This window comes from Streptomyces sp. NPDC014991, assembly GCF_043080665.1.
Taxonomy (GTDB): Bacteria; Actinomycetota; Actinomycetes; order Streptomycetales; family Streptomycetaceae; genus Streptomyces.
Map to the genome: position 1 here is coordinate 79,071 of NZ_JBIBVY010000008.1, position 24,239 is coordinate 103,309.

22 protein-coding genes and 1 pseudogene are annotated in these 24,239 nt (G+C 70.3%); 9 read left to right on the plus strand and 14 right to left on the minus strand.

All coding sequences use genetic code 11. The features are described from left to right. Positions 1-47: 47 nt before the first annotated feature. The 4 genes from ACF1BE_RS15075 to ACF1BE_RS15090 are packed head-to-tail and all read right to left on the minus strand — an operon-like array spanning position 48 to position 3,968. The gene (locus tag ACF1BE_RS15075) at positions 48-956 is read right to left on the minus strand and encodes a sugar phosphate isomerase/epimerase family protein (protein ID WP_392199457.1); all 909 of its coding nucleotides are present in this window, start codon (positions 954-956) and stop codon (positions 48-50) included. A 1-nt stretch (position 957) separates the two neighbouring features. Further along, complete coding sequence (locus tag ACF1BE_RS15080) at positions 958-1,869, minus strand: ATP-binding cassette domain-containing protein (protein ID WP_392199458.1); 912 nt, start codon at positions 1,867-1,869, stop codon at positions 958-960. A 3-nt stretch (positions 1,870-1,872) separates the two neighbouring features. Then, complete coding sequence (locus ACF1BE_RS15085) at positions 1,873-2,949, minus strand: ABC transporter permease (RefSeq protein WP_392199459.1); 1,077 nt, start codon at positions 2,947-2,949, stop codon at positions 1,873-1,875. Next, positions 2,949-3,968: a substrate-binding domain-containing protein gene (locus tag ACF1BE_RS15090; protein ID WP_392199460.1), complete on the minus strand. Its 1,020-nt coding sequence runs from the start codon at positions 3,966-3,968 to the stop codon at positions 2,949-2,951. Before ACF1BE_RS15090 ends, ACF1BE_RS15085 begins: the two co-directional genes overlap by 1 nt. 278 nt (positions 3,969-4,246) lie before the next feature. Between ACF1BE_RS15090 and ACF1BE_RS15095 the strand changes: the two genes are divergently transcribed. Then, entirely contained in the window at positions 4,247-5,662 is a 1,416-nt protein-coding gene (locus tag ACF1BE_RS15095) for a glycoside hydrolase family 5 protein (RefSeq protein WP_392199461.1), read from the plus strand. Positions 5,663-5,716: 54 nt separating this feature from the next. Here ACF1BE_RS15095 and ACF1BE_RS15100 read toward each other — a convergent pair whose 3' ends face one another. The 4 genes from ACF1BE_RS15100 to ACF1BE_RS15115 are packed head-to-tail and all read right to left on the minus strand — an operon-like array spanning position 5,717 to position 11,199. Then, positions 5,717-8,122: a glycoside hydrolase family 3 N-terminal domain-containing protein gene (locus tag ACF1BE_RS15100; RefSeq protein WP_392199462.1), complete on the minus strand. Its 2,406-nt coding sequence runs from the start codon at positions 8,120-8,122 to the stop codon at positions 5,717-5,719. After that, positions 8,119-8,937, minus strand: coding sequence for a carbohydrate ABC transporter permease (locus tag ACF1BE_RS15105; protein ID WP_392199463.1), 819 nt, complete (start codon positions 8,935-8,937; stop codon positions 8,119-8,121). The genes ACF1BE_RS15100 and ACF1BE_RS15105 overlap by 4 nt, the downstream gene beginning before the upstream one ends. Then, entirely contained in the window at positions 8,934-9,890 is a 957-nt protein-coding gene (locus tag ACF1BE_RS15110; protein WP_392199464.1) for a carbohydrate ABC transporter permease, read from the minus strand. The genes ACF1BE_RS15105 and ACF1BE_RS15110 overlap by 4 nt, the downstream gene beginning before the upstream one ends. A 7-nt stretch (positions 9,891-9,897) precedes the next feature. Continuing rightward, positions 9,898-11,199 (minus strand): ABC transporter substrate-binding protein, encoded by a 1,302-nt coding sequence (locus ACF1BE_RS15115; protein WP_392199465.1) that lies wholly within the window; start codon positions 11,197-11,199, stop codon positions 9,898-9,900. 134 nt (positions 11,200-11,333) lie between these two features. Between ACF1BE_RS15115 and ACF1BE_RS15120 the strand changes: the two genes are divergently transcribed. Together ACF1BE_RS15120 and ACF1BE_RS15125 are read left to right on the plus strand one after the other, a co-directional pair. Continuing rightward, the gene (locus ACF1BE_RS15120; protein ID WP_392199466.1) at positions 11,334-12,359 is read left to right on the plus strand and encodes a LacI family DNA-binding transcriptional regulator; all 1,026 of its coding nucleotides are present in this window, start codon (positions 11,334-11,336) and stop codon (positions 12,357-12,359) included. Positions 12,360-12,441: 82 nt separating this feature from the next. Continuing rightward, positions 12,442-13,797 (plus strand): APC family permease, encoded by a 1,356-nt coding sequence (locus ACF1BE_RS15125; protein WP_392199467.1) that lies wholly within the window; start codon positions 12,442-12,444, stop codon positions 13,795-13,797. On the opposite strand, the gene ACF1BE_RS15130 is transcribed toward ACF1BE_RS15125, so the two are convergent. Beyond that, a complete protein-coding gene (locus ACF1BE_RS15130; RefSeq protein WP_392199468.1) occupies positions 13,739-14,173 on the minus strand; it encodes an ATP-binding protein in 435 nt (144 codons plus the stop codon). The genes ACF1BE_RS15125 and ACF1BE_RS15130 overlap by 59 nt on opposite strands. A 240-nt stretch (positions 14,174-14,413) precedes the next feature. Here ACF1BE_RS15130 and ACF1BE_RS15135 point away from each other — a divergent pair, with 240 nt between their 5' ends. After that, positions 14,414-15,127, plus strand: a complete 714-nt coding sequence (locus ACF1BE_RS15135) for a GAF domain-containing protein (protein ID WP_392199469.1) — start codon at positions 14,414-14,416, stop codon at positions 15,125-15,127. Between the two features lie 69 nt (positions 15,128-15,196). Here ACF1BE_RS15135 and ACF1BE_RS15140 read toward each other — a convergent pair whose 3' ends face one another. Continuing rightward, on the minus strand, positions 15,197-16,282 hold the full coding sequence (locus ACF1BE_RS15140) for an endo-1,4-beta-xylanase (RefSeq protein ID WP_392199470.1): 1,086 nt from the start codon (positions 16,280-16,282) through the stop codon (positions 15,197-15,199). 536 nt (positions 16,283-16,818) lie between these two features. On the opposite strand from ACF1BE_RS15140, the gene ACF1BE_RS15145 reads away from it, so the two are divergent. The 3 genes and pseudogenes from ACF1BE_RS15145 to ACF1BE_RS15155 all read left to right on the plus strand — a co-directional run bounded on the left by ACF1BE_RS15145 (position 16,819) and on the right by ACF1BE_RS15155 (position 19,193). Further along, the gene (locus tag ACF1BE_RS15145) at positions 16,819-17,508 is read left to right on the plus strand and encodes a glycoside hydrolase family 11 protein (RefSeq protein WP_392199471.1); all 690 of its coding nucleotides are present in this window, start codon (positions 16,819-16,821) and stop codon (positions 17,506-17,508) included. Between the two features lie 71 nt (positions 17,509-17,579). After that, positions 17,580-18,260: pseudogene (locus tag ACF1BE_RS15150) on the plus strand (polysaccharide deacetylase family protein); the annotation flags it as partial. Between the two features lie 264 nt (positions 18,261-18,524). Then, complete coding sequence (locus tag ACF1BE_RS15155; RefSeq protein WP_392199472.1) at positions 18,525-19,193, plus strand: hypothetical protein; 669 nt, start codon at positions 18,525-18,527, stop codon at positions 19,191-19,193. A 393-nt stretch (positions 19,194-19,586) separates the two neighbouring features. Here the strand turns inward: ACF1BE_RS15155 and ACF1BE_RS15160 are convergent, their stop codons facing one another. Both ACF1BE_RS15160 and ACF1BE_RS15165 read right to left on the minus strand, forming a co-directional pair. Further along, positions 19,587-19,775, minus strand: coding sequence for a hypothetical protein (locus ACF1BE_RS15160; RefSeq protein WP_217383645.1), 189 nt, complete (start codon positions 19,773-19,775; stop codon positions 19,587-19,589). Further along, positions 19,772-20,194: an ATP-binding protein gene (locus tag ACF1BE_RS15165; RefSeq protein ID WP_392199473.1), complete on the minus strand. Its 423-nt coding sequence runs from the start codon at positions 20,192-20,194 to the stop codon at positions 19,772-19,774. Before ACF1BE_RS15165 ends, ACF1BE_RS15160 begins: the two co-directional genes overlap by 4 nt. Before the next feature lie 151 nt (positions 20,195-20,345). Here ACF1BE_RS15165 and ACF1BE_RS15170 point away from each other — a divergent pair, with 151 nt between their 5' ends. Together ACF1BE_RS15170 and ACF1BE_RS15175 are read left to right on the plus strand one after the other, a co-directional pair. Continuing rightward, the gene (locus tag ACF1BE_RS15170) at positions 20,346-21,596 is read left to right on the plus strand and encodes a helix-turn-helix domain-containing protein (RefSeq protein ID WP_392199474.1); all 1,251 of its coding nucleotides are present in this window, start codon (positions 20,346-20,348) and stop codon (positions 21,594-21,596) included. A 73-nt stretch (positions 21,597-21,669) separates the two neighbouring features. Further along, positions 21,670-23,145 (plus strand): hypothetical protein, encoded by a 1,476-nt coding sequence (locus ACF1BE_RS15175; RefSeq protein WP_392199475.1) that lies wholly within the window; start codon positions 21,670-21,672, stop codon positions 23,143-23,145. Between the two features lie 71 nt (positions 23,146-23,216). Here ACF1BE_RS15175 and ACF1BE_RS15180 read toward each other — a convergent pair whose 3' ends face one another. Then, positions 23,217-23,924 (minus strand): HGGxSTG domain-containing protein, encoded by a 708-nt coding sequence (locus ACF1BE_RS15180; protein ID WP_392199476.1) that lies wholly within the window; start codon positions 23,922-23,924, stop codon positions 23,217-23,219. Next, positions 23,921-24,172 (minus strand): hypothetical protein, encoded by a 252-nt coding sequence (locus tag ACF1BE_RS15185; RefSeq protein WP_392199477.1) that lies wholly within the window; start codon positions 24,170-24,172, stop codon positions 23,921-23,923. The genes ACF1BE_RS15180 and ACF1BE_RS15185 overlap by 4 nt, the downstream gene beginning before the upstream one ends. Positions 24,173-24,239: the final 67 nt, after the last annotated feature.

Consider the following 24,239-nt stretch of genomic DNA (forward strand, 5'->3'; position numbering starts at 1 on the left):
CGGCCACGGGTGCGCCGCGGTGGGCCCCTTCGGACAGGTGAGGTTTCTCAGGCCCCGCAGGAGCGCAGGAAGCGCCGGGTGCGCACCGCGATGGGCAGCGGCGTGTCCGGCTCGCACGGGTACATGTCCTGCTCGACGATCGCGAACAGCTCCACGCCCAGCTTCTGCGCGGCCTCCAGCACCGGCCCCAGTGCCGGTACCCCGGACGGTGGCTCGCACATCACCCCGCGCTGCACGGCCGGCCCGAAGGGCACCCCGTCGGCGACCACTTCGGCGAGGACGTCCGGGTCGACCTGCTTGAGGTGCAAGTAGCCGATGCGCTCACCGTAGGTCTCGATGAGTTCGACGCTGTCGCCGCCGCAGTAGGCGTAGTGCCCGGTGTCCAGGCAGAGGTTGACCAGTTCGCTGTCGGTGGAGTCCAGGAACCGTTCGACGTGGGCCTCGGTGTCGATGTGGGTGTCGGCGTGCGGGTGCACGACGAGTTCCAGGCCGTACGCCTCCCTGACCTCGTGGCCGAGCCGTTCCATGCCCTGGGTCAGGTGCGCCCACTGCTGGGTGGTCAGCTCGGGGGGTTCCAGGATCTCGGCGGTCCTGTCGTCCCGCCAGAAGGAGGGGATCACCACCAGGTACCCGGCGCCCGTCGCCCGGGTGAGCGCGGCGACCTGGCTGACGTGTGCCCAGGTCTCCTCCCAGACGGCCGGGCCGCGGTGCAGGCCGGTGAAGACCGTGCCCGCGGAGACCCTCAGGTTCCGCCTGGCCACTTCCTCCGTCAGCCGGGCCGGATCGGTGGGGAGGTAGCCGTAGGGGCCGAGTTCGATCCACTCGTATCCGGCCTCGCTCACCTCGTCGAGGAAGCGTGCCCAGGGCACCTGCCGGGGGTCGTCGGGGAACCAGACGCCCCAGGAGTCGGGGGCGGAGCCGACCCGGATGCGGTCCAGGGGGGTGGGACGGTCCATGTCAGGGATTCCCTTCCGGGGAGGTCGTCACGGGGGCGCCGGGACCGCCGTCCTCGGGCAGTTCCTCCACGTCGACACCGCGCACCTGGGCCAGTTCGTGCTTGAGCGCGGCGAGTTCGGCACCGCCGGCCATGTGGTTGGTCAGCTGTTCCAGTGTCACCTCACCGCGCTCGGCGGACAGTTCGAGGGTGCCGAGGCGCAGGACGCTGAAGTGGTCGCCGACCATGTAGGCGTGATGGGGGTTGTGGGTGATGAAGATGACGCCGAGGCCGCGGTCGCGCGCGGCGGCGATGTACTTCAGGACCACGCCGGACTGCTTGACGCCGAGGGCGGCCGTCGGCTCGTCCAGGATGAGGACACGGGCGCCGAAGTGGACGGCGCGGGCGATCGCCACGCTCTGCCGCTGGCCGCCGGAGAGGGTGCCGATGGGCTGTTCGAGATCGTCCAGGGCGATGCCCATCCGGCGCAGTTCCTCGTCGGCCGTCCTCTTCATGCGGGTGATGTCGAGGCGGCGGACGGGCCAGGGGCCCCTGGTCAGCTCCGAGCCGAGGAAGAAGTTCCGCCACACGGGCATGAGGGGGACGGTGGCCAGGTCCTGGTAGACGGTGGCGATGCCCTTGTCCAGGGCCTCGCGCGGGGTGCTGAAGCGCACCGGTTGTCCGTCGACGAGGAACTCGCCCTCGGTGTGCCGGTGCAGCCCCGAGATGATTTTGATGAGGGTGGACTTGCCGGCGCCGTTGTCGCCGAGCACGCAGGTGACCTGGCCGGCGTGGACCTGGAGGTCGACACCGTGCAGGGCGCGGATGTTGCCGTAGGACTTGCCGGCGCCGCGCAGTTCGACCAGGGGGCCGTCCGGTGCGGGGGGTCCGTCCTGGCGGACGGTGCCGTGGGGTGCGGTGTTGTCGTCAGTCATGGGTCACCTCCGGGTCGCCGTGCGCTGGACCCACAGATTGATCAGGACGGCGCCGAGCAGCATCACGCCGAGGAACGCCTTGAACCAGTCGGGGTTCCAGCCGGCGTAGACGATGCCCTGCTGCACCATGCCGAACATGAAGGCGCCGAAGACCGGGCCGATGGCGGAGCCGTAGCCGCCGGTGAGCAGACAGCCGCCGATGACGGCCGCGGCGATGTAGATCAGCTCCTGGCCGACGCCCTCGCCGGACTGCACGGTGTTGAACGAGAACAGGTTGTGCATACCGACGAACCAGGCGCCGAAGCCGACCAGCATGAACAGGCTGATCTTGGTGAAGGTGACGGGGACGCCGACGGCGCGGGCGCTCTCCTTGTCGCCGCCGACCGCGAAGATCCAGTTGCCGTACCTGGTGCGCAGCAGCACCCAGGTGGCGAGGGCCGCGAAGACCAGCCACCAGACCACGGTGATCTTCACCTGCACCCCGCCGACGTCGAATGAGGATGCGAAGATCCTCCTGGCCTGGCCGAAGCCGTCCATGTCGCTGACGTCGTCGGTGGCGACGTTCTCGGTGACCAGCTTGGTCACGGCCAGGTTGGCGCCCTGGAGGATCAGGAAGGTGCCGAGGGTGATCAGGAAGCTGGGCAGCCCGGTCCTGACGACCATCCAGCCGTTGAGGGCGCCGATCGCGAGGGACACGGCCAGGGCGACGATCACGCCGGTCCACACGTTCAGGGTGAGCTGGTAGCTGAGCATGCTCGCGGTGAGCGCCGAGGAGATCACCGCGACGCCCGAGGAGAGGTCGAACTCGCCGCCGATCATCAGCAGGGCCACCGGGAGTGCCATGATGCCGATGGTCGACGACTGGTAGAGGATGTTCGCCATCGAGCTGCCGTCGCGTACCGGCGGGGCGGTGACCAGGAAGAAGATCAGGACTGCCACGGCGCCGAGGAAGACGCCCACCTCGGGCCGGGCGAGCAGCCGGCGCGGCAGCGGGCGCCGGGATGTGCGGCCGTCGGTTCGCCGGGGGCCGGGCGCCTGCGGCGTTCCCACCGCCGGCTCAGCCTGCTGGGCCATACTCATCACCGGGTGCCCTTCGCGGCGAACTCGGCGACCTTGTCGACGTTGGTTCTGTCGACGAAGGCCGGGCCGGTGAGCACCGGCTGCACTCCGCCGCCGCTGTAGTTGCCGTTGTTCTTGTAGAGCCACAGGGAGTCGACCGCCAGGTATCCCTGGAGGTAGGGCTGCTGGTCGACGGCGAACTCGATGCTGCCGTTCTGGACTGCCTTGACCAGCTGGTTGTTGAGGTCGAAGGTGGCCACCTTCGCCTTGCTGCCCGCGTCGGCCACGGACTGGGCCGCGGTGAGGGCGATGGGGGCGCCGAGGGTCACGACGGTGTCGATGGAGTCGTCCTGCTTCAGCTTCGCCGTGATGGTCGACTTCACGGACGGCATGTCGGTGCCGTTCACGTACAGGGTCTCAGTGGTGCCCTTGAACGTCCTCTTCACGCCGTCGCAGCGCTGGGTGAGGCCGACGTTGCCCTGTTCCTGGATCACGCAGACGATCTTCTTGGCGGGGGTGGTGTCGAGTTTGTCGCCGAACGCCTCGCCCGCCACGCCCTCGTCCTGCCCGAAGAACTCGACCAGGCCGAGCTTCTTCCAGTCGCTCAGTCCCGAGTTCAGGCCGACCACCGGGATGCCGGCCTGCTCGGCCTTGCCGAGCACGCCTTTCATGGCGTCCGGCTTGGCCAGGGTGACCGCGATGCCGTCGACCTTCTGGTCCACGGCGTTCTGCACCAGGCCGGCCTGGTTGCCGGCGTTCGGGTCGGCGGAGTAGACGAGCTTGACGTTGTCCTTGGCCGCCGCTGCCTGTGCGCCCTTGCGGACGGTGTCCCAGAAGGTGTCTCCGGGCGCCTGGTGAGTGACCAGCGCGACGGTCATCCGGGGCGTGTCGGCCCTGCCCGCGGAGGCGTTCGCCGCTTCCTCCTCGGCCTTCTTGCCGCCGGAGCCGCTGGAGCAGCCGGCGAGGGTGAGCGCCACCGCGGCGGTCACGGCCACGAGGGGGGCCGCTCTGCGGGAGCGGGAGCCAGAAGAGCGGTCCATCTTGCCTGCACCTCACTGTGCGTGCGACGGGGGAACGGACGCTGTTGCGTTGGGACGGGATACAAGCCTCTGCCGAGCCCACTGTCAATACTTTGTTAGGACATTATTTCACGAGCAGGTCCGAATGTAAGAACATATGGGCGGCCCGACCGCGTGCGCGCCGCGCCCGGAACCCAGTACACAGCAGGCGGCACCGGATGGCACCGGGCTCTTGAGAAGCGCCGCGACTGCTGGTGGGATGCGCGGCACCACGAACACCGCCGGCCCGGAGGTCTCCTGTGCTGCGAGCGATTCTGACGGCGAGCGCGGTCGTCGCCGCGCTGCTTGCCCCCGCCACCACCCACAGCACCACCCACAGCACCGCCCACACCACAGCCACCGTCAGCGCCACCGCCGAGGGCACCGGGCGGGGCATACCCCCGCTCACCGACCGGCAGGGGCGGGTCCTCACCCTGCGCGGCTGGAACATCGAGGACAAGACGCACCGCGGCGACCAGGCGCTGACCGGCATCACCGAACGGCACCTGCGCGACATGCGCGCCCAAGGCTTCGGCTTCGCCCGGCTGCTGGTCTTCTGGGACGACCTGGAGCCGAAGCCGGGACAGTACAGCCGCGCTTACCTGCGCAGGATCGGACGGATCCTGGACTGGGCCGAGCGGCACGGCGTGAAGGTCGTGCTCGACGCCCACCAGGACGTCTTCGGGCCCGCCTTCGGCCACCGCGGCATCCCCGAGTGGGCGACCAGGACCGACGGACTGCCCTTCACACCGCATCCGGACGACTGGTTCGCCGAGTACTTCGAGCCCGCCGTGCAGCGTGCCTTCACCCATCTGTACGAGGACACCGACCTGCGCCGGGCCCAGGCCGGGATGTGGCGGACCCTCGCCGGCCGCTTCGCCCGCCATCCGGCCGTGCTCGGCTACGACCTCCTCAACGAGCCGATGGGCGAAGCGCGGCCGGGTGAGGACCAGGTCACGGCGGCGGGCCGGATCGAGCGTGAGCAGCTGACACCGATGTACAACCGGCTGGCCGGCGCGGTCCGTTCGGCCGACCGGCACTCCTGGCTGTTCGTCGAACCCACCCCGGTCGTGGGCGAGGGCGTTCCGACCGGCCTCGGCCGCGTCGGGGATCCCCGCATCGTGTACGCGCCGCACTTCTACGACTCCGCCATGGAGTCGGGCTCCGACTACGACCCCGGGGCCGGCTGGATCGAGGCGTACGAGCGGGCCGTCACCGTGTACCCGGAGCGGTACGGGGTCCCGGTCGTGATCGGCGAGTGGGGGCCGCCCGACAGCACGCTGCCGCACATGGGCCGCTTCTACCGTGACGCCATGGCCTCCCTGGGCCGCTACGCCTCCGGCTGGGCGGGCTATGTGTGGTGCTACGGCGGCGGGTACTGCGCGGTCGACGACACCGGTGCCTTCCGCGCGCACAAGGAGCTGACCGCCGAGCCGTACGCGCAGGAGGTCGCGGGCACGGTCGGCTCCGCCGTGTACGACGCCGGGCGGAGCGTGTACCGGCTCTCCTACCGCGCGGCCTCCCACGGTTCCCGGCTGACCTCGCTGTCCCTGCCGCCGGGCACCTGGCGGATCGCGGCCGACGGCGGCGCGGCCGTCGTGCGCGGGACGGCCGGCCGGGCGTGGGTGCGGGCCGTACCGGGCAGCCGGGTGACCGTCACCGTCGAGCGCGGCTGACGGCCGGCGCCGTGGCCCGCTTCAGGTCGGGGACGGGCCACGGCGCGGTGGCGGTCAGGCGGCGGTGTGCGGCTCCGGCTCCGGCCGTGCGGCCGTCTCCTGCTCGAAGTGCGCGTGGAACCGGCGGTGGTGGTCCAGGTGGCGTGCCGCGCCGGTCAGGGTGACCGTCGCCGTCAGCCGCACGTCACTGCTGGACGCCGCCAGACGCAGGTGCAGCTCGCCCGGTTCGACCACCCGGCGCCCGTCGCGGCCGGTGAAGGAGGCCAGGTCGGCCGGGACGGTCACGCGCAGGCGGCGGGCCTCGCCCGGGGCGAGCGGGACCCGGGTGTACCCGATGAGCCGCTGCACCGGCTGGACGACGGAGGCGACCGGGTCGTGCAGGTAGAGCTGGACGGTCTCGGTGCCGTGCCGCTCCCCCGTGTTGCGCACCGTGAGACCGAGGGCGAACTCCCCGCCGGTGTCCGTCTCCGCGCGCTCGACCGTCAGGCCGTCCCAGTCGAAGGACGTGTAGGACAGGCCGTGCCCGAACGCGAAGGCAGGGGTGGGGTCGATGCTGGAGACGTCGCCGGCCTGGGCGAGCCGGGCGCCGAGGTAGGTGGCGGGCTGACCGCCCGTACCGCGGGGCACGCCGACCGGCAGCCGTCCCGAGGGATTGGTCCGGCCGCTGAGGACACCGGCGATGGCGGTGGTGCCCTCCGCCCCGGGGAAGAAGGACTGCACGAGCGCGGCGGCCTCGTCCGCGGCGCGGCCGAGGGCGTAGGGCCGGCCGGCGAGCAGGACCGCCACCACCGGCGTGCCGCTGTCCAGCAGCGCGTCCAGCAGGTGCTGCTGGGCGCCGGGCAGGGCCAGCGACTCGGCGTCGCAGCCCTCACCGCTGGTGCCCCGGCCGAACAGTCCCGCGCGGTCGCCGAGGGCCACGACGACGACGTCGGCCCCGCGTGCGGTGTCAACGGCCTCGGGGATGCCGGAGACGTCGCCGTCGTCGACGCCGGTGCCGCGGGCCACGGTGATCCGCGCGTCAGGGAACTCGCGCCGGAGGGCGTCCTCCAGGGTGGGCAGGTCGATGCCGGCCGGTGTCCGCGGGTGGTGCACGCCGACGTGCTGGGGGAAGGAGTAGCAGCCCAGTACGGCCGTGGGTTCGGCGGCGTTGGGGCCGATCAGGGCGATGCGGCGGGGCCGTGCCAGGGGCAGGGTGCCGTCGTTGGCCAGCAGGACGACGGCCTCCTCGGCGACGGTGCGGGCCAGTTCCCGGTTCTCGGCGGTGTCCAGGCCGATGCTGCCGCGCAGGGCGTCCGGGTCGTCCAGGCCGGCTCCCCGCAGGGCGGCCGGGACCGGGTCCCAGCCGGCGTCGAGCAGGCCCAGCCGGGCCTTCTGGGTGAGCACCCGGCGCAGGGCGCGGTCGATGAGCGACTCCGGTATCCGGCCCGCGGCGACGGCTTCGGCGAGGGGCGCGCCGAACGTCTTGACGGTGGGCAGTTCCACGTCGACGCCCGCCCGCAGGGCCGCCCCCGCGGCTTCCGCCCAGTCGCCGGCGACGCCGTGCAGGGTCCTGAGGAAGGCGATGCCGAAGTAGTCGGCGACGACCGTGCCGTCGAAGCCCCAGGTGTCGCGCAGCAGCCCGGTGAGGAGGTCCTCGTCGGCCGCGGAGGGCATTCCGTCGGTGTCGGTGTAGGCATGCATGACGGAGTCGGCGCCGCCCTCGCGCACGGCCATCTCGAAGGGGGGCAGGACGACGTCCGCCCGCTCGCGCGGCCCCATGCCGACGGGTGCGAGGTTGCGGCCCGCACGGGAGGCGGAGTAGCCGGCGAAGTGTTTCAGGGTGGCGACGACGCCGGCGGACCGCAGCCCCTGGACGTAGGCGGTGCCGATGCTGCCGACGAGGTAGGGGTCCTCGCCGATGGTCTCCTCCACCCGGCCCCAGCGGGCGTCGCGGACCACGTCAAGGACGGGCGCGAGGCCCTGGTGGACGCCGACCGACCGCATGTCGCGGCCGATGGCGGCGGCCATCCGGCGAATCAGGCCGGGGTCGAAGGTGGCACCCCAGGACAGTGGGACGGGGTAGGCGGTGGCGCCCCAGGTGGCGAAGCCGGCCAGGCATTCCTCGTGCGCCAGGGCGGGGATGCCGAAGCGGTTGGCGGCCATGATCCGCTTCTGGGTGCGCAGCAGGGAGAGCGCGCCGAGCGCGGGGTCGACGGGTGCCGTGCCGAAGGGGCGGGTGAGCTGTCCCAGACCGGCCGGCAGGAGGGCGTCGAGGTCGACCGCCTCCTCCATGTCGTGCTGGTGCGGGGCGACCTCGGCGCCCTCGTCGGACGCGCCGACCCACACGCCGTACAGCTGGGCGATCTTCTCCTCGACGGTCATCGCGCCGATCAGCGCGGACACCCGGGTGCCGGTGTCCTGGGCCGGGTCGTTCCAGAGGGGGACTTCGGAGGTGGTCTCTACGGCCACGTTGGCGGTCACTTTCCTCCCATGCCCGTCAGGCCCTGGACGAGGGCCTGGCGGGCGAACAGGTAGACGAGCAGGACGGGCACCATGGACAGCGTCACGGCGCCCAGCAGACCGGGGATGTCGATGCCGTGTTCGGTCTGGAAGTTGTACAGGCCCAGCGTGATCACCTTGGTGGAGTCGGACTGGGTCAGGACGAGCGGGAACAGGAAGCCGTTCCATGCCTGGAGCGCGGAGAACACCACGATCGTGGAGAGGCCGCCGCGCGAGAGCGGGACGACGAGCTGGAAGAACATCCGTCTCGGGCTCGCCCCGTCCATCGTCATGGCCTCGAACAGTTCGGGGCTGATGTCGCGCATGGCGCCGCTGAGGATGAGGGCGGACATCGGCAGGCAGAACGCGGCGGTGGGCAGGATGATCCCGAGCAGGTTGTCGTACAGGCCCGCCTCGCTGATCAGGTAGAACATCGGGACGATGACGGCCTGGGCGGGGATGGCGAGGCCCAGCAGGAACAGCCGGAAGATCTGCGAGGTGACCCGGCCGCGGCTGCGGACGATCGCGTAGGCCAGCGGCGGTACGAGCAGCAGCACCACGCCGACGACGCAGACGGTGACGACGATGGTGTTGAGGAAGTACCGGCCGAAGCCCGAGTCGAAGGCCCCGGTGTAGTTGTCCAGGGTGAGGTCGCGCGGCAAGGACAGGGGGCCGTTCTTCGCGTAGTCCTGGCGGGTGCGCAGGGTCGCGGCGAGCATCACGTACAGCGGCAGGCCCACCAGGACGAGCCAGACGAGCGAGCCGGCACCGGCCGGGTAGTTCGGACGGTGCCTCATGACACCCCCTCCATGGAGCTGCGCATCCTGTCGTAGCCGGAGACGCGGACGACGATCAGCGAGACGACCGTGGCGGCGACGACCAGGCACAGGGCGATGGCCGAGCCGGCGCCGAAGTCGAAGCCCTTGAAGGCCTTCTGGTACATGTAGTAGGCGCTGATCGTGGTGTCGGTGCCCGGTCCGCCCTGGGTGAGGATCAGCACGGTCTCGAAGGTGGTGAGTCCCCCGACGATCATCAGGATCATCGAGGTGATCACCGAGGTGCGCAGCTGCGGCAGGGTGATGTGGAAGAACCGGCGGTAGCGCCCCGCGCCGTCGATCGCCGCCGCCTGGTACAGCACCTGCGGGACGGCACGGGCGGCACCCTGGTAGATCAGCGTGTGGAACGGGGTGAACTGCCAGGTGCTGACGAAGGCCAGCACGCCGATGGCCGAGGCCTGCTCACCGAACAGGTTGCCGTCGCCGAACAGCCGGGTCATCCGCGCGGGAATGCCGAAGTTCGGATCGAGCAGCGCCCGCCAGAGCACCGACACGGCGGTGGAGGACAGCAGCAGCGGGACGAAGTAGATCGCCGAGAGGACGGCGCGGTTGCGCTGGTGTCCGGCGGCCCACACGCCGAGCACGATGCTCAGCGGGGTCTGGAGGGCCACGCCCAGGGCGGTGAGCAGCAGGGTGAGCCAGATGCTCTTGATCATCACGGGGTCGTCGAGGATGCGCTGCCAGTTGTCCGTTCCGACGAACCGCGGCGACCCCAGGCCGTTCCAGGTCATGAAGGACAGCACCGCCACCATGATCAGCGGCACGAGGGCGAAGAGGGCGAAGAACAGGGTGGCGGGCAGGGCCCAGAGGAAGCCGGGGCGCGTGCCCTGGGCGGTGCAGGAGGAGTCCGCCCGCCGCCGGGCCTTCGCCGGGGCCGGGGCGGCGGGCGGGGCGCTCGTGGTCTGTGTGGTCATGAGCGGTTCACTCGGCCGGGAGGGCCTGCATGGCCTTGATGAAGCCGTCGGTGTCGAGCTGCCCGTCGAAGAACTGCTGGACGGCCTGGTGGATGGGCGTCATGGCCGACGGCGGGTAGGCCTGGTCCCACGACAGCTGGAAGGACTTCGCCTTGGCGACGAGGCCGTACTGGAAGCCGGAGTAGGCGGGGCTGGCCGACGTACCGAGGAAGCGCGGCGTGTTCGTGGTGGTCGGCAGGTTGCCGATGGCCAGCTGGGCCTTGACGAACTGGTCGGAGTACATCAGCTTCAGGAACCGGGCGACCGCCTCCGGGTGCTTGGTCTTCTTCAGCACCGAGTAGAAGTTGTTGGTGTTGCCGACGACGTCGGACGGGTCGCCCTTGCCGCCGGGGACGGCCGGGAACGCGCTGTAGCCCAGGCCCTTGGCGGCGAAGTCCTTGGCGTCCTGCTGCTGCTGCGCGTAGTACCAGGAGCCCATCAGCTCGAAGCCGGCCTTGCCCTGGGCCACCAGCGCGGGCGAGGCGCCGTTGGTGTACTTCACGGAGTCGTAGTTCTTGCCGAAGGCGCCGGCGTCGACCAGCTCACGGAGCATGCCGAGCGCCTTGCGGCTGTCCGCGCTCGCCCAGGCGTCCTTGTCGCCGTTCAGGGCCTTCTGGAACAGCTCCGGGCCGGCGACGCGGTCGTAGACGTACTCGAACCACATCAGTGTCGGCCACTGGTCGCCGCCGCCCAGGGCGATGGGGGTGACGCCCTGTTGCTTGAGCTTCTTGACGGCGTCGATCAGCTGGTTCCAGGTCTCGGGCCGGTCCACGCCCGCCTTGCCGAGGACGTCGTTGTTGTGGAACAGCAGGACCGGCTGGGTGCCGCGCATCGGGATGCCGTAGGGCTTGCCGTCGACGACGGCGCTGTTGTAGACGGCAGGCAGGAACTTGTCGTCCAGGTCCGGGTCCTTCTTCACGAAGTCGTCCAGCGGCATCAGCAGCCCGGCCTTCACGAACGGCTGGATGCTGCCGCCGCCCCAGTTGAAGAAGACGTCCGGCGCCTGCGGTGTGTTGATGATCGTCTGGAGCTTCTGCTGGTAGTCGGCGCCCGGAATGGTGTCGAGGACGGCCTTGACGTCGGACGTCCTGTTGAACGTGTCGACGATCTGCTTCTCGACCTTGTTGCTGGCGTCCCCGTAGACCAGCACGTGGATCCTGCCGTCGTCCGAGGAGCCTCCCCCGCTGTTTCCGCAAGCGGCGAGGCTCGCCGCCAGGGCGAGCGTCGCGCCGCAGGCGAGCACCCGGGGCATCCGTGTACGCATGGTCATCCGCCTTCCGAAAGTTTCGACAGTAAAGCCGAAAGTCCTGCGGCTGGACAGTAGGAGCAGACCGAAGAATCGGTCAACGGTCGTGCACGCACGCGGCCAAACCGTTATCCGACGCGATGCCTTATGCTGCGGCCATGGGCGCAGAAGACGAGGTCGGCCGCAGAGTGACCCTGGCAGCCGTGGCCAGAGAGGCCGGCGTCTCCCTTCCGACAGTTTCGAAAGTCCTCAACGGTCGTTCGGATGTGTCCCCGGCAACCCGGGACAAGGTCGAGCGCCTGCTGGAGGCCCACGGCTACCGTCGGCGCACCCCGGGACCGCCTCCGGCACCGCTCATCGAGATCGTCTTCCACGAACTGGAGAGCGTCTGGGCGATGGAGCTGATCCGGGGCGTGGAGAACGTCGCCCAGCGCAGCGGCGCCACCGTCGCGCTCACCGAGAGCGGCACACGGCAGGCGCCGGGACCCGAGTGGATCGAGGGAGTCCTGCGCCGCCGGCCCCTGGGGGTGCTGCTGGTCTTCTCCACCGTGCCGGAGGCCGTGAAGAGACGGCTGCGGTCCCGGGCCATCCCGTTCGTCGTCGTGGACCCGGCCGGCGACCCCGATCCCGACGTACCCTCCGTCGGTTCGGCCAACTGGGCCGGCGGGCTGGCCGCCACCCGCCACCTCACCGACCAGGGACACGAACGCGTCGCCGTCATCACCGGCCCGGAGGACCTGATGTGCTCGCTGGCCCGGCTGGACGGGTACCGCTCGGCGCTGGCGATGGCGGGGCTGGAACCGGACCCGCGGCTGGTGCGCTTCGGCGACTTCCACGTCCAGGGCGGTTACGAGCACGCCCTGGACCTGCTGCGCCGCCCGGACCGGCCCACGGCGATCTTCGCCGGGAGCGACCTCCAGGCGCTCGGCGTCCTGGAGGCGGCCCGGGTGCTGGGACTGAGCGTCCCGCGGGAGCTGTCGGTGGTGGGGTACGACGACGTACCGCCGGCCCGGTGGTCGAGCCCGCCGCTCACCACCGTGCAGCAGCCGCTGAGGCGCATGGCCGAGGAGGCGGCCCGGATGCTGCTGCGGCCCGCCGATCCCCGCAAGGCCGCCCTGCGTATCGAGCTGGCCACGCATCTGGTGGTGCGGCAGAGCACCGCCGCGCCGCCCGCGCCGCACTGAACACGCGCCCCGGGAGAGACACGCCCCGGGCCGCCTGCCGGAAACAGGCGTGGTTCGCGTGCCGGCGGGGACACGGATCGACATGTCGATAGCGAGAGAACAGGCACCGGAGACCGCCTCGGGCGGACCGGCCCTGAAGCAGGCCCTCACCACGCCCCTTCTGTACTTCTTCATCCTCGGCGACGTCCTGGGCGCCGGCGTGTACGTGCTGGTCGGCCAGATCGCCGCCGACGTGGGCGGAGCGGTGTGGGCACCGCTGCTCGTCGCGCTCGTCCTGGCGATGCTGACCGCGGCCTCGTACGCCGAGCTGGCCACGAAGTACCCCCGGGCGGGCGGCGCGGCTCACTACGCCACGCGGGCGTTCGGCCCGTTCGCCGGCTTCCTGGCCGGCTTCTGCATGCTCGCCGCCGGCATCGTCTCCGTCGCCGCCCTGGCCCGTGGCTTCGGCGGTGACTACCTGTCGGCCTTCGTGTCCCTGCCCGTGGGCCTCGTCGCCGTGGTGTTCCTCGCCCTGCTCGCCCTGCTCAACGCGCGCGGCATCAAGGAGTCGACCCGGGCGAACGCCGTCGCCACCGTCATCGAGGTGGGCGGGCTGGTGCTCATCGTGGTCCTCGGCGCCTGGCTGCTGCTGCGCGGCGACGGCGACCCCGCACGGCTCACCCGGCTCGGCACGGCGGACAAGGGCGCCGCGACCGCCCTCCTCAGCGGTTCGGTGCTGGCCTACTACTCGTTCGTGGGATTCGAGACCTCCGTGAACGTCGCCGAGGAGACCCGCGACCCCCGCCGCTCGTACCCCAGGGCCCTGTTCGGCGCCCTGGCCACCGCCGGAGCCGTCTACGTCCTGGTGGGCGTCGCCGCCTCCGCGGCGGTACCGACCGGACGGCTCGTCGCCTCCAGCGGCCCACTGCTGGAGGTCGTCAAGGAGGCGGGCGGCGTCCCCGTCCGCCTCTTCAGCGCGATCGCTCTCGTCGCCGTCGCCAACGGCGCCCTGCTGACCGGCATCATGGCCTCCCGGCTCGCCTTCGGCATGGCCCGCGACGGGCTGCTCCCCGCGCCCCTGGCCGCGGTCCTGCCCGGCCGGCGCACCCCGTGGGCCGCCATCGCGGCCACCACCGTCCCGGCGATGGTCCTCGCACTGACCGGTAGCGTCGCCACGCTGGCGTCCACCCTGGTCCTGCTGCTGCTCGTGGTCTTCCTCATGGTCAACATCGCCGTGCTCGTACTGCGCCGCGACCCGGGCGCGGAGCGGCACTTCCGGGCCCCGACCGTCCTGCCCGTGCTCGGCGCGGCCTCCTGCGTCCTGCTCGCCACGCAGATCGAGGGCCGGGTGTGGCTGCGGGGACTGGTCGTACTCGCCGTCGGCGCCCTGCTCGCCGCGGTCACCGCCCTGCGCGGTGCCCGTCGTCCGCGGGAGAAGGGGGCCGGAAGCAGGCGATGACCGTCTTGCCGTGCGGGCAGGGCCGGGCCTCCCAGCTCTCCGCGAGAGCGTTCATGAGGAGGATGCCCCGCCCGCCGGGCTGGAGGGTGTCGGGCTGCCGGGGCGACGGCAGCTCCGGCGACGTGTCGTGCACCGCGATGTGCAGGCAGTCACTGTCCCAGGACATCACCAGCTGCGCGGTGCTGTGCGCGTGGATCTGGGCGTTGGTGACCAGCTCGGACACGACCAGCAGCACGTCGTCCGCCGTTTCGGAGGCGGAGCCCGTCCAGCCCAGCTCGTCCAGATGGGACCGTGCCCAGTCACGTGCCGTCTTGACCTGGCTGTTGAGCGGAAGTGAGCGTGCCCAGCCCACCGCGCGAAGCGAACGTCCGTCCACGATTTTCCTTGTCTGTACCGACTCGGCCGTCTGTGTCTGTCGGCCTATCGGCTACCCGCATACCGGCCCGGTACCACCGCGGCGTGCCGGCGGCGGGGCCGGGTACTCCGAGGACATGGTCTGTCCTCGTCAGCCGGCGCCCTCGTCGCGCCGGCGGTGCCCCCGGCCCGTCCCGTCCGCGGCGCGCGCCCTCTCGCGTGTCCCCCTCGCTCCCCGTCCCCGCGAGTCGCGGAGGCCGGGATGACGCCCGATGTGACGAAGGCGGCGCGGATGGTCGCGGAGGCCGCGGACGGCGCGCCCCTGACGGAGGTCCCCCGGCGGGTGTGCGCGGCGGTGTCCGACGGGCTCGGGATGGACGGCGCCACCCTGTCGCTGCTCACCGACACGCCCTCGCGCCAGCTGCTCGCGGCCTCGAACGACGCCGCGCTGACGCTGGAGGAGATCCAGTTCACCGTGCTGGAAGGGCCGTGCATCGCCGCGGCGCACCGGGGCGAGCCCGTGGCGGTGGACGAGCTGCGCGGCGCGGTGACGCCCTGGCCGCTGTTCGGGGCCGCCATGGGGGAGAAACTGCCGCAGGTGGAGTCGGTCTACGCGCTGCCCGTCTTCTTCGGCGACTACGTCCTCGGCTCCGTCGACCTGCTCGCACTCCGCCCCCACGCCCTCGACGAGGAGTCGCTGGAGCGGGCGTCCGTGGTGGCCGACGCCGTGGCTGCGGCGCTCCTGCCGACCCGGAACGTGATCATCACCGGGGACCGGGCCCCGGCCTGGGAACCGGTCGACGTCGTGCGCGCGCACTGGTTCGACACCGCGCGCGCCGTCGGTTCTCTGGTGGCCACCCGGGAACTGACCCCCGAGAACGCGCTGGCCCTCATGCGCGCCGAAGCCTTCCGCACGGGCAGGTCACTGGCCGACATCACCCGGGACATCCTGCACGAGCCCCCCGGCACGCCGTAGTCACCGGACCGGCCGGGCGGAGCGGTACGAGGCCCGCCCCGGCTTCGCGTGGGCAGCGGACGTCCCGCGTCAGTGGGCGCTCCGGGGGCGTGCCCGGCCCGCCAGTTCCGACTCCAGCGCCCGATACGCCGGCTTCGGCCGGTAGTCCTCGTCGAACAGGTTGGCGGCGCCCTCGCCGGGGAACGTGCCGGGAACCCAGGAGTACCGGTCGGTGAAGCCCCACACGGTGAACGAGACGCAGTGCGGGGTGCGCAGGCAGGCGTCGAGGAGGCGGCGGTAGCCCTCGGCCTGCGTGGCCGACTTCGCGTCGTCGGCCGGCACGGCCATGCGGACGTCCGCCTCCGTCACCGCGGTGTCCAGTCCCAGCCTGTCGAAGCGGGCGAAGTTGGCGGCCATCCCGGTGGGCAGGTCGTACCGGATGCTGAGGTGGCCCTGGAAGCCGACCCCGTCGATGGGGACACCTTCGGCGCGCAGCCGGCTGACCAGGTCGTAGACGGCGTCACTCTTCGGACCCGTCCACTCGGTGTTGTAGTCGTTGTAGAAGAGCAGCGCGTGCGGGTCGGCCTCGTGTGCCCAGCGGAAGGCGTCCTCGATGTAGCCGGGGCCGAGTGCGCGCAGCCAGATGCTGTCGCGAAGGGTGCCGTCCTCGTTGAACGCCTCGTTGACGACGTCCCATTGCCAGACCCGGCCCCTGAAGTGCCGCACGGTGTCGGTGATGTGGCGGTGCAGGATCGCGCGGAGCTGGTCGGCGCCGAAGTCGCCGGAGGTGAGCCAGGGCGGCAACTGGCTGTGCCAGACCAGCACATGGCCGCGCACCTGCTGCCCGTGCCGCCGCGCGAAGTCGACCAGGTGGTCGGCCGCGGCGTAGTCGTACTCCCCCTGGCGCGGCTCGACCGACTCCCACTTCATGACGTTCTCCGGGGTGACGGCGGAGAACTCGGAGCCCGTGAGCCGGCGGTAGACGGAGTCGTCGGCGAGGGCGGACATGTCGACGGCGGTACCGACGCGCAAGTGGTCGTCGGCGGCGAGCTGCCGCAGCGGACGGTCCGGTGCGGCGGGGCCGCCCGAGGCGCCCGCGGGACTCGCGGTGACGAGCGGAAGCAGGGCCAGGCAGGACGTCGCGACGGCGGCCGTGACGAGGCGGGACAGGGGCACGAGCACTCCTCAAGAGGCTTCGAAACATTCGAAACATGATCCGAGCGTTGCGACAGTAAGCAGCCGCGCTCCCTCCGTCAACCGTCGTGACGCAGGCCGTTACGGCGCCACGCGCGTACCCCGCGAAGGGCCGTCGGAGGTCCTGCGCCCCCACGATGATCGGTCCGGCAGCTCAACGACCGGGGCGCCGAGACCTCCATGCACCCTCAACGCCTCCAGCGAGGAGCGGCCGAATCTTTCGGCGCCTTCCCCGGCCATCACGGCCTAAGTTTCGAGGAAGTTTCGGAAACGGACGCATTGACCGCCGTTTCGGGCCGGGCGCATACTCTCCAGCAATCGACCCCCTCCCCCGGCGCCGGGCGGCTACACCGCGCGAAATGGCGTGGACATGCCATCTTTTCGGGTTCCGGTGGCTGTCTGCCGCGGAGCCGCCTTCGGCACCACCGGGCCCACGGGTACCGGGCCTTCCGCCACCCACACGCGCTCACCCAGCTCATCCAGTACTCACCCAGCACTCACCAGGAGGAAGCATCCACATGGACAACGCCCTCGACCGCCCGATGAGCCGCAGGGGCTTCATCAACCGTGCCGGCGCCCTGGCGCTGGCGACGTCCGCGTCCGGGCTGCTGCTGCCGGGCACCGCTCACGCAGCCACGACCATCACCACCAACCAGACCGGCACCAACAACGGCTTCTACTACTCGTTCTGGACCGACGGCGGCGGGTCGGTCTCCATGACCCTCGGATCCGGCGGCAACTACAGCACCTCCTGGACGAACTGCGGGAACTTCGTCGCGGGCAAGGGCTGGAGCAACGGCGGGCGCAGGAACGTGCAGTACTCGGGCAGCTTCAACCCGTCCGGCAACGGCTACCTGGCCCTGTACGGATGGACCTCGAACCCGCTCGTGGAGTACTACATCGTCGACAACTGGGGCACCTACCGGCCCACCGGGACCTACAAGGGCACGGTCTCCAGCGACGGCGGCACCTACGACGTCTACCAGACGACGCGGTACAACGCCCCCTCCGTGGAAGGCACCAGGACCTTCAACCAGTACTGGAGCGTGCGGCAGTCGAAGAGGACGGGCGGAACCATCACCACCGGCAACCACTTCGACGCCTGGGCCCGCTACGGCATGCGGCTGGGCAGCTTCAGCTACTACATGATCCTCGCCACCGAGGGATACCAGAGCAGCGGGAACTCCAACCTCACGGTGAGCGGCTGAACTCCCCCGTCCGCCAGGCCCCCACACCCCCCACCGCGGTCACGCCGCCCTCACGAGGAGGACCCACCCGCATGCGCGCCGCACACCGCCCCCTGCTGACCGCACTGGCCGTCGCCGCGACGGCCGTGGCCGGCACCGTCACCGCCGCCGTCGAGACCGCCCCGGCACACGCCGCCGGCTGCACCGGATACGTCGGACTCACCTTCGACGACGGCCCGTCCAACGCCCACACCCCCGCTCTGCTCAACGCCCTGCGGCAGAACGGCCTGCGGGCCACCATGTTCAACGAGGGCCAGTACGCCGCCGCCTACCCGGCCCAGGTCCGGGCCGAGGCAGCCGCCGGCATGTGGATCGGCAACCACAGCTACACCCACCCCCACCTCACCCAGCAGAGCCAGGCACAGATCGACTCCGAGGTGTCCCGCACCCAGCAGGCGATCGCCGCGGCCGGCGGCGGTACGCCGAAACTGTTCCGCCCGCCCTACGGCGAGACCAACGCCACCCTCCAGGCGGTCGAGGCCAAGTACGGTCTGACCCAGATCATCTGGGACGTCGACTCGCAGGACTGGAACGGCGCGAGCACCGACGCGATCGTGCAGGCCGCGTCCCGGCTGACCAACGGCCAGATCATCCTCATGCACGAATGGCCCGCCAACACGCTCGCCGCGATCCCGCGCATCGCACAGACACTGGCGGGCAAGGGCCTGTGCGCCGGCCGGATCTCCCCACAGACCGGCCGAGCCGTGGCACCCTGACCGCGGTCCCCCACCCGGCACGACGAAGCCCCGGTACGCAAGTGCTCACCGGCGGGGCTTCGTCGTGCCGGCGGGTGCGCCCCTCATCCACTCCGGGTGGAGGTACACCCGTACGGGTGGTGGTCGGACCACCCCCGGTCCGGTGCTCAGGCCCAGGGACAGGCGCGCCCCGGGAACGGCAGGCTTCAGGTGTCGGCGGGCACGAGCACCAGCTCACGGCCGCCGGCGCCTCATCCGCCATACCGAGAACTCGGGGGACCCGTGTCCGAAGCACTCGCCCGGCGTCTGACCGGCCTCGCCGCCGTCGCCGCCGCGGTCGCCCTCATCGTCCAGGTACCGCTGTACTTCCTCTACTCGGGCCCGCCGCCGGATGCCAACGTCCTGTCCCGGCTGCTCATCGGGATCCTCGCGCTCGCCTGCCTGGTCGTGTTCATGACGGCCTTTCGGGAACTCGTCGAGCGAGTCGGCCCGGACCATGCGTGGGCCGGCTCGATCGCCTTCGCGGCGGGCCTCGTGTACGCCACGGTCACCCTGGTCTCGATGGGCCTCGAGGCAGGCGCGGTCATCGCCGCCGACCGCCCGATCGACCCGACCATCGACGTCAGTGGCACCTACATCCTCTACGGGTCCATCTCCCGGCTCATGCTGGCGCTCTTCCTGGCCGCGCTCGGCCACGCCGTCACCCGCACCCGTCTGCTGCCGCGCTGGACCGGCCGCTCGGCGTACGTCCTGGCCGGCCTCGACCTGGCCTTCGTACCGTCGCTGTTCTTCGGCAACGACCCCGCGTTCTTCTACGCGGCGAACGGCTGGGGCACGACCGCCCTTATGGGGGCCGCACTCAGCTACTGGCTGCTGGCCCTGGGCATCTGCACGTACCGCAGCGCGGCACGCGTCACCCCGGCGGCCGGCACAGCGGCGCTACGGCACTGAGCGCCGGCCGGCATGGCCCCTGTTCGTCGAGAAGGTCCCGGGCGTTCACGCTGGAGGCGGCGTTCGTACGACCCGGGCCCCGTACAGGCCGGTGTGCCACCCGTCGGCACCGGCACCCGACCGGCCCCGAAAAACGATGAAGGGCTGGTCTCGGACACCTCCGAAACCAGCCCTGATCCGCGACTCTCACGAGTCGGGACGACAGGATTTGAACCTGCGACCCCTTGACCCCCAGTGAACGAAACACCGTCCAGGGTCCGTGAGATCCAGGGAGAGCGGAAACGTCCAGGTCAGCGCCAGATTCTCCGGCTCGTATCGCGCAGTCTGTGAGACCTGCGTGAGACGACGAAGCCCCGGCTCGGTGGAGTTCACCGGCCGGGGCTTCGTCGTGCGTCAGTGCTGCCGCGCCTCCAGCAGGGTCAGCCGCTCGGGGCTCTCCGAAGTCCACTGCCCCGTTCCGTACTCCGGCCGCAGCACCCACAGCGTGCCGCCGCGCACGTCGGTGACGATCCCGCGCCGGTCGGCATCCTCGTCATGGACCAGGTCGCCCACCCACGCGCCCCGTCCCTGTTCGCCGCTCATCCCTCTTCCTTCCCTTGCAGCTCTGCCCAGACCCGCTTGCCCCACGGCAGCGGATCGGTTCCCCAGTCCTCGGCCAGCTCCGTCACGAGCGCGAGTCCGCGCCCGTCCTCGTCCTCCGGCCCCGGTGTCTTGCGCACCGGCGGCACCTTCGAGAAGTCCACGACGCCGACGCGCACGCGCCCCGCCTCGGTGCGGTCAATGACGACCCGGATGGACTCCCGCCGGGCGTGCTGCACGGCGTTGGCCACCAGCTCCGTCACGACCAGGGCGCCGTTCTCGGCCAATGCGTCCAGCCCCCAGACGGCACAGGCGGTACGAAGCAGGCGCCGCGCGGTGGCTGCGCTCTCGGGTTGCCTCGGCAGGGTCTCGCTGTACCCGGGGTGCCCGGTCGGCCGGGCCCGCGTTGTAGGTTGCGGCATGTCGGTCTGCTCTCTCAGATCGGCCAAGTCCCGGGGCCGTTCGCGCGGTCGCCGGGACGCTTCGCGTTCAGGTAACCGGGGGGCGTGATCATGCGGAGGAGCCAACCAGGGGGCCAGGGAGGGGCCACACTAGATACGGAAGGGGGCCACCATGAGCGACACCACCGAGCGACGCCGCGAGTTCGGCGCCTACCTCGCCGGTCTGCGGCGGCACTCCGGCCGCTCGCAGCGGCAGTTCGCCGCCGTGCTGTGCGCCGTGTCGGGCGCCCAGTCGATCACGCGGAACGAGGTCTCTCGGTGGGAGCGTGGGGAGCGCATCCCGGACGTGTGGCTCCCCACCTTCGCTCAGGTGCTAGGCGTGCCGCTGCGTGAGCTGGAGCAGGCCGCCGCGTACGCCCGGGGGGACACTCAGGCCACCCTTCCCGGGGTCGCGGCCACCCTCGCGGACCTGCTGCCCGACGGGGACGCGCTGGAGCCCCTGGCGACCCCTTGTGGCCGTCGGATCGGCACCACCACCGTGGACAGCCTGGCGGCTCGCGTCCACGGCATCCGGCTCGCGGACGATGTGCTGTCCGGCGGTGACCTGATCGCCCCCGCCTTCCGTGAGCTGCGCGCCGCCGTCCGGCTGTACCGCGAGTCCGAGCATTCCGAGGAGACGGGGAGCGGCCTGCTCGTGCAGATCGGGGAGTTGGGGCAGATCGCCGGATGGATCGCTTCGGACGCTGGTCGGGGTGAGGACGCGGAGCACGCCTACCGGCTCGGACTCTCGGCCGCCCGCCAGGCCCGTGACGGCGCGCTCGTGGCGAACCTCGCGGGCAGTCTCGGCTACCACCTGACGAACAGCGGCCGGGAGCGGGAGGGGCTGGAGCTGGCGAAGGCGGCCGTCTCCGAGGCCGGGCCGGATGCTCCGGCCACGACGCGCGCCCTGTTCCTGGACCGCGTGGCGTGGGCGCATACGCGCGCCGGGGAGGCTCAACCGGCCCTGCGGGCGCTCGGGGAGGCCCACGCAGCCCTGGACGCCACGGACGGCCCTCCCGCGCCGACGTGGGCCTACTGGGTGAACCGCGAAGAGCTGGAGGTCATGGACGCCCGGGTGTTCACCGAGCTGCGCCGCCCGCTGCGCGCGGTGCCGCTGCTCCAGGACGTGCTGGGACGCTACGACGCCACGCACGCCCGGGAGGTCGCGCTGTACCGCTCATGGTTGGCCGTAGCGCTGGCCGACGCGAACGAGCCCGAGCAGGCCGCCGAAGAGGCGCGCCGCGTCATCGACACGTCCGGCGATCTTTCCTCGGAGCGCACGGCGGAGCGGGCCCGGACGGTCCTCCACCGGCTGAAGGATTACGAGGACGTGCCCGAGGCGCGCGAAGTACTGGCCGACTACGGACACTTGTTGCTGGCTTAGGGGTACGCCACTCGTTTTCGGTCGGTCAAGCTAGCAAAGTGCCTTCAGCGAAGGCGTCGAGGAAAGAGGAACTTTGCCCGATCAGCAGACTCCACTGCGCCTGTCATACGAGCCGGATGACTATTTGTGCACATGGAATATCCCCGACGGAAATGGGGGCAGCACTGAACTCCCAGGCCAACTGGAAGTACTGCCGAACCGTGCGCCAAAGGGTTCCGTGTATGGCCGCCTTCCGCTAAACCGCGACGAGCCCCAAGAAGGAGTGTTCTCCTTCTCTTTCCCGCAGGTTGTAGAAGCTCCAGTCCTATCAGGGACATTGGCCAATGGTGGATCAGTAATCCTTCTTGACGCCCACATTACTTACTGGACCATGAACCAAGGGCACGTGACTGGCAGCGCGGCCCTCTTGAGCAAAGGTGGGGAATTCTTTGGTCGGCGCAGCCCACAAATGGCTCCCGAACATGACAATGAAATCCCCCTTGTGTCGTCAATAGAATTTCAGATAACAGCACTCGATGCACTTACCGGAACTGCGCCAATCGCGAGCGTGCAGACTCCAGGCATACATCCGGACAATCCCAAGGATTTGTGGAGCGCTAATCTTAACCTGGAAGCACGAGCTGAGTGGGAAAAGGAAGGCGTGGAGCTTTCCGTTGGCTACAACGGCCGAATGCGAACCGCAGACGGATTTGAATTTCGCCTTTGTTTTAGCCCGGTGGCGACGGTCACCTTTCAACGAGGCGTATCGCTTCGGGTTGCATTTGACGAGTTCATAGAGCCGCTCCGACGGATCAGCTCAATCGCAACTGGTAAGCCCCAAGATCTGACGTACGTAGCAGTAAGGCTGACTGACATTGCGGGTCAGTACCAGGTGTACGGCACCGGTATCACGCAGGCTCCATTTGCTAGCTCAGAAAAAGACGTTAGGAATCACCGGAGTGCCATCAGAGCTAAAGCTGACGAACTATCCCTTTTGGACCTGGTTCTCGAATGGCGCAAATATTCAGCAGAGCACCACCCTTTGGTGGAAACATATGGCTCAATGTTGCACGCACACGACCAGCACCCACGGTCGCGCTTCTTGCTGCTAATCCAAGCATTGGAAGGTCTGCACGGATACGAAACCCGCAACGAGTACGACCAACGCCGGCTTAGACATCTATCCAAGCGAGAGCAGGTCATTGACAGCCTGAGCAGCGTAGCTGACCGCGACGTGATGCAATTCTTGAAGAAGTTCCTTTCGAAGAATCCTCCCACGAGCCTCGATGCCGTATTGCAGTCTATGACTGGCGCGCTCCCTGTTGACATCATGGACCGCATCGCGGCGACCTCACTCGTTACAGAGGCCACGTCCAACCCCTCAGTAAAAACACCGGCAAATGCGCTGCGCATCGTTCGGAATAACCTTGCGCACGGCACGCGAGGCTACGATGCGTTCGAACTTGATGAAGTGGTGCGCATCCTCGAATTGGCAGTACGGGCTCATTCACTGAGAATCCTGGGGTGCCCAGATGACGTAGTGAAACGAGTCTTCGAGGAATCTGATTGATCAATCGGCTCGCCTGGGTTCTCGTTACACGCAGGAAGCCGCAGCGCTCACGGGCTACGGCTTCCTGGCGTTCAGGCGGCGGGGAGTTCCGGCCGCCCCTCGGCGGCCATGCCCCGCAGGAGACCGGCCATCACCTCCGGGACGCGGGCGCGCTGCGCGGCCGTCAGCTCCAGGGCGTCCAGCGCCCGGTTCATCGCCTCGAACATGATCTTCGTCTGGACCTCGGCCAGCGTCACCAGGCGCTCTTCCACGCCCATGCGGGCCGCGAGGTCGCACATCTTCAGCAGCCGGTCCCGTTCCTCCCCGTACAGCCGCACCCAGCCGTTCACGGCCGCGCTGTACGTGGTGTCCACGCCGGGGAACTCCCCGCCTTGGCGCTCCACTTCGGAGGTCATGCCCCACACCAGGGCGTCCGCCTCGGTCTCCTGCACCCGCTCCAGCAGCCACGCCACGTGGCCCGCCGCCTGCCGGATGAGCCGGGAGACGACGACCGCCGGGTCTTCCTGCGGGCCGCCCACGTCCCCGTAGGTGCGCAGGAACTCGGCCGTGGCTTCCCGGCGTTGTCCGGCGGCCCGTACTTGCGGCGCTGCACCACCGTGCATCCGGCACACCGTGGCCCCGGTGACGGCCATGCCACGGCACCGGCCGCCGGACCGCGTACGGGCCGTGCAGCGGCCGTCCTCGGGCGCCTCCGGGCCGGTCCCGCCGCCGGTGGCCGACTGGACGCGCGCACGGGGTCCGCGCCCTGACGGCGCGCGCATGGGGTTGTTCGCGCTCATGCTGCCTCGGCTCCCTTCCGGGCGCCCTGCACGCCCGCCTGACGGCCGTTCACGCCCCGCACCGGACGGGTGCCCACCGGGCGCTCCAGCGGCACCACGGTGGCGTCCTGGCCGTCCTCCGGCGCCGTCTCCGGCTGCGCCTCGGGGTGGACAGTGCGGTGGGCGCCGTGCCACCACGCGCTGAACATCATCACGCCGGTCGTGGCCGCGCTCCCGGCGCAGGCGCTCAGCATCATGGACAGGTTCATGATCTTGCTCCTTCGTCTGTTGTGGATCTTGCTGTGCGTTCCGCCCCCCTTTCAGGGGGGGCGGAAA

Excerpts from the sequence above, each read along its gene's own strand:
- ACF1BE_RS15075 (WP_392199457.1), bottom strand. The coding sequence starts at position 956 with ATGGACCGTCCCACCCCCCTGGACCGCATCCGGGTCGGCTCCGCCCCC.
- ACF1BE_RS15080 (WP_392199458.1), bottom strand. The coding sequence starts at position 1,869 with ATGACTGACGACAACACCGCACCCCACGGCACCGTCCGCCAGGACGGA.
- ACF1BE_RS15085 (WP_392199459.1), bottom strand. The coding sequence starts at position 2,949 with ATGAGTATGGCCCAGCAGGCTGAGCCGGCGGTGGGAACGCCGCAGGCG.
- ACF1BE_RS15090 (WP_392199460.1), bottom strand. The coding sequence starts at position 3,968 with ATGGACCGCTCTTCTGGCTCCCGCTCCCGCAGAGCGGCCCCCCTCGTG.
- ACF1BE_RS15105 (WP_392199463.1), bottom strand. The coding sequence starts at position 8,937 with ATGAGGCACCGTCCGAACTACCCGGCCGGTGCCGGCTCGCTCGTCTGG.
- ACF1BE_RS15110 (WP_392199464.1), bottom strand. The coding sequence starts at position 9,890 with ATGACCACACAGACCACGAGCGCCCCGCCCGCCGCCCCGGCCCCGGCG.
- ACF1BE_RS15115 (WP_392199465.1), bottom strand. The coding sequence starts at position 11,199 with ATGACCATGCGTACACGGATGCCCCGGGTGCTCGCCTGCGGCGCGACG.
- ACF1BE_RS15120 (WP_392199466.1), top strand. The coding sequence starts at position 11,334 with ATGGGCGCAGAAGACGAGGTCGGCCGCAGAGTGACCCTGGCAGCCGTG.
- ACF1BE_RS15125 (WP_392199467.1), top strand. The coding sequence starts at position 12,442 with ATGTCGATAGCGAGAGAACAGGCACCGGAGACCGCCTCGGGCGGACCG.
- ACF1BE_RS15135 (WP_392199469.1), top strand. The coding sequence starts at position 14,414 with ATGACGCCCGATGTGACGAAGGCGGCGCGGATGGTCGCGGAGGCCGCG.
- ACF1BE_RS15145 (WP_392199471.1), top strand. The coding sequence starts at position 16,819 with ATGGACAACGCCCTCGACCGCCCGATGAGCCGCAGGGGCTTCATCAAC.
- ACF1BE_RS15160 (WP_217383645.1), bottom strand. The coding sequence starts at position 19,775 with ATGAGCGGCGAACAGGGACGGGGCGCGTGGGTGGGCGACCTGGTCCAT.
- ACF1BE_RS15165 (WP_392199473.1), bottom strand. The coding sequence starts at position 20,194 with ATGCCGCAACCTACAACGCGGGCCCGGCCGACCGGGCACCCCGGGTAC.
- ACF1BE_RS15170 (WP_392199474.1), top strand. The coding sequence starts at position 20,346 with ATGAGCGACACCACCGAGCGACGCCGCGAGTTCGGCGCCTACCTCGCC.
- ACF1BE_RS15180 (WP_392199476.1), bottom strand. The coding sequence starts at position 23,924 with ATGAGCGCGAACAACCCCATGCGCGCGCCGTCAGGGCGCGGACCCCGT.
- ACF1BE_RS15185 (WP_392199477.1), bottom strand. The coding sequence starts at position 24,172 with ATGAACCTGTCCATGATGCTGAGCGCCTGCGCCGGGAGCGCGGCCACG.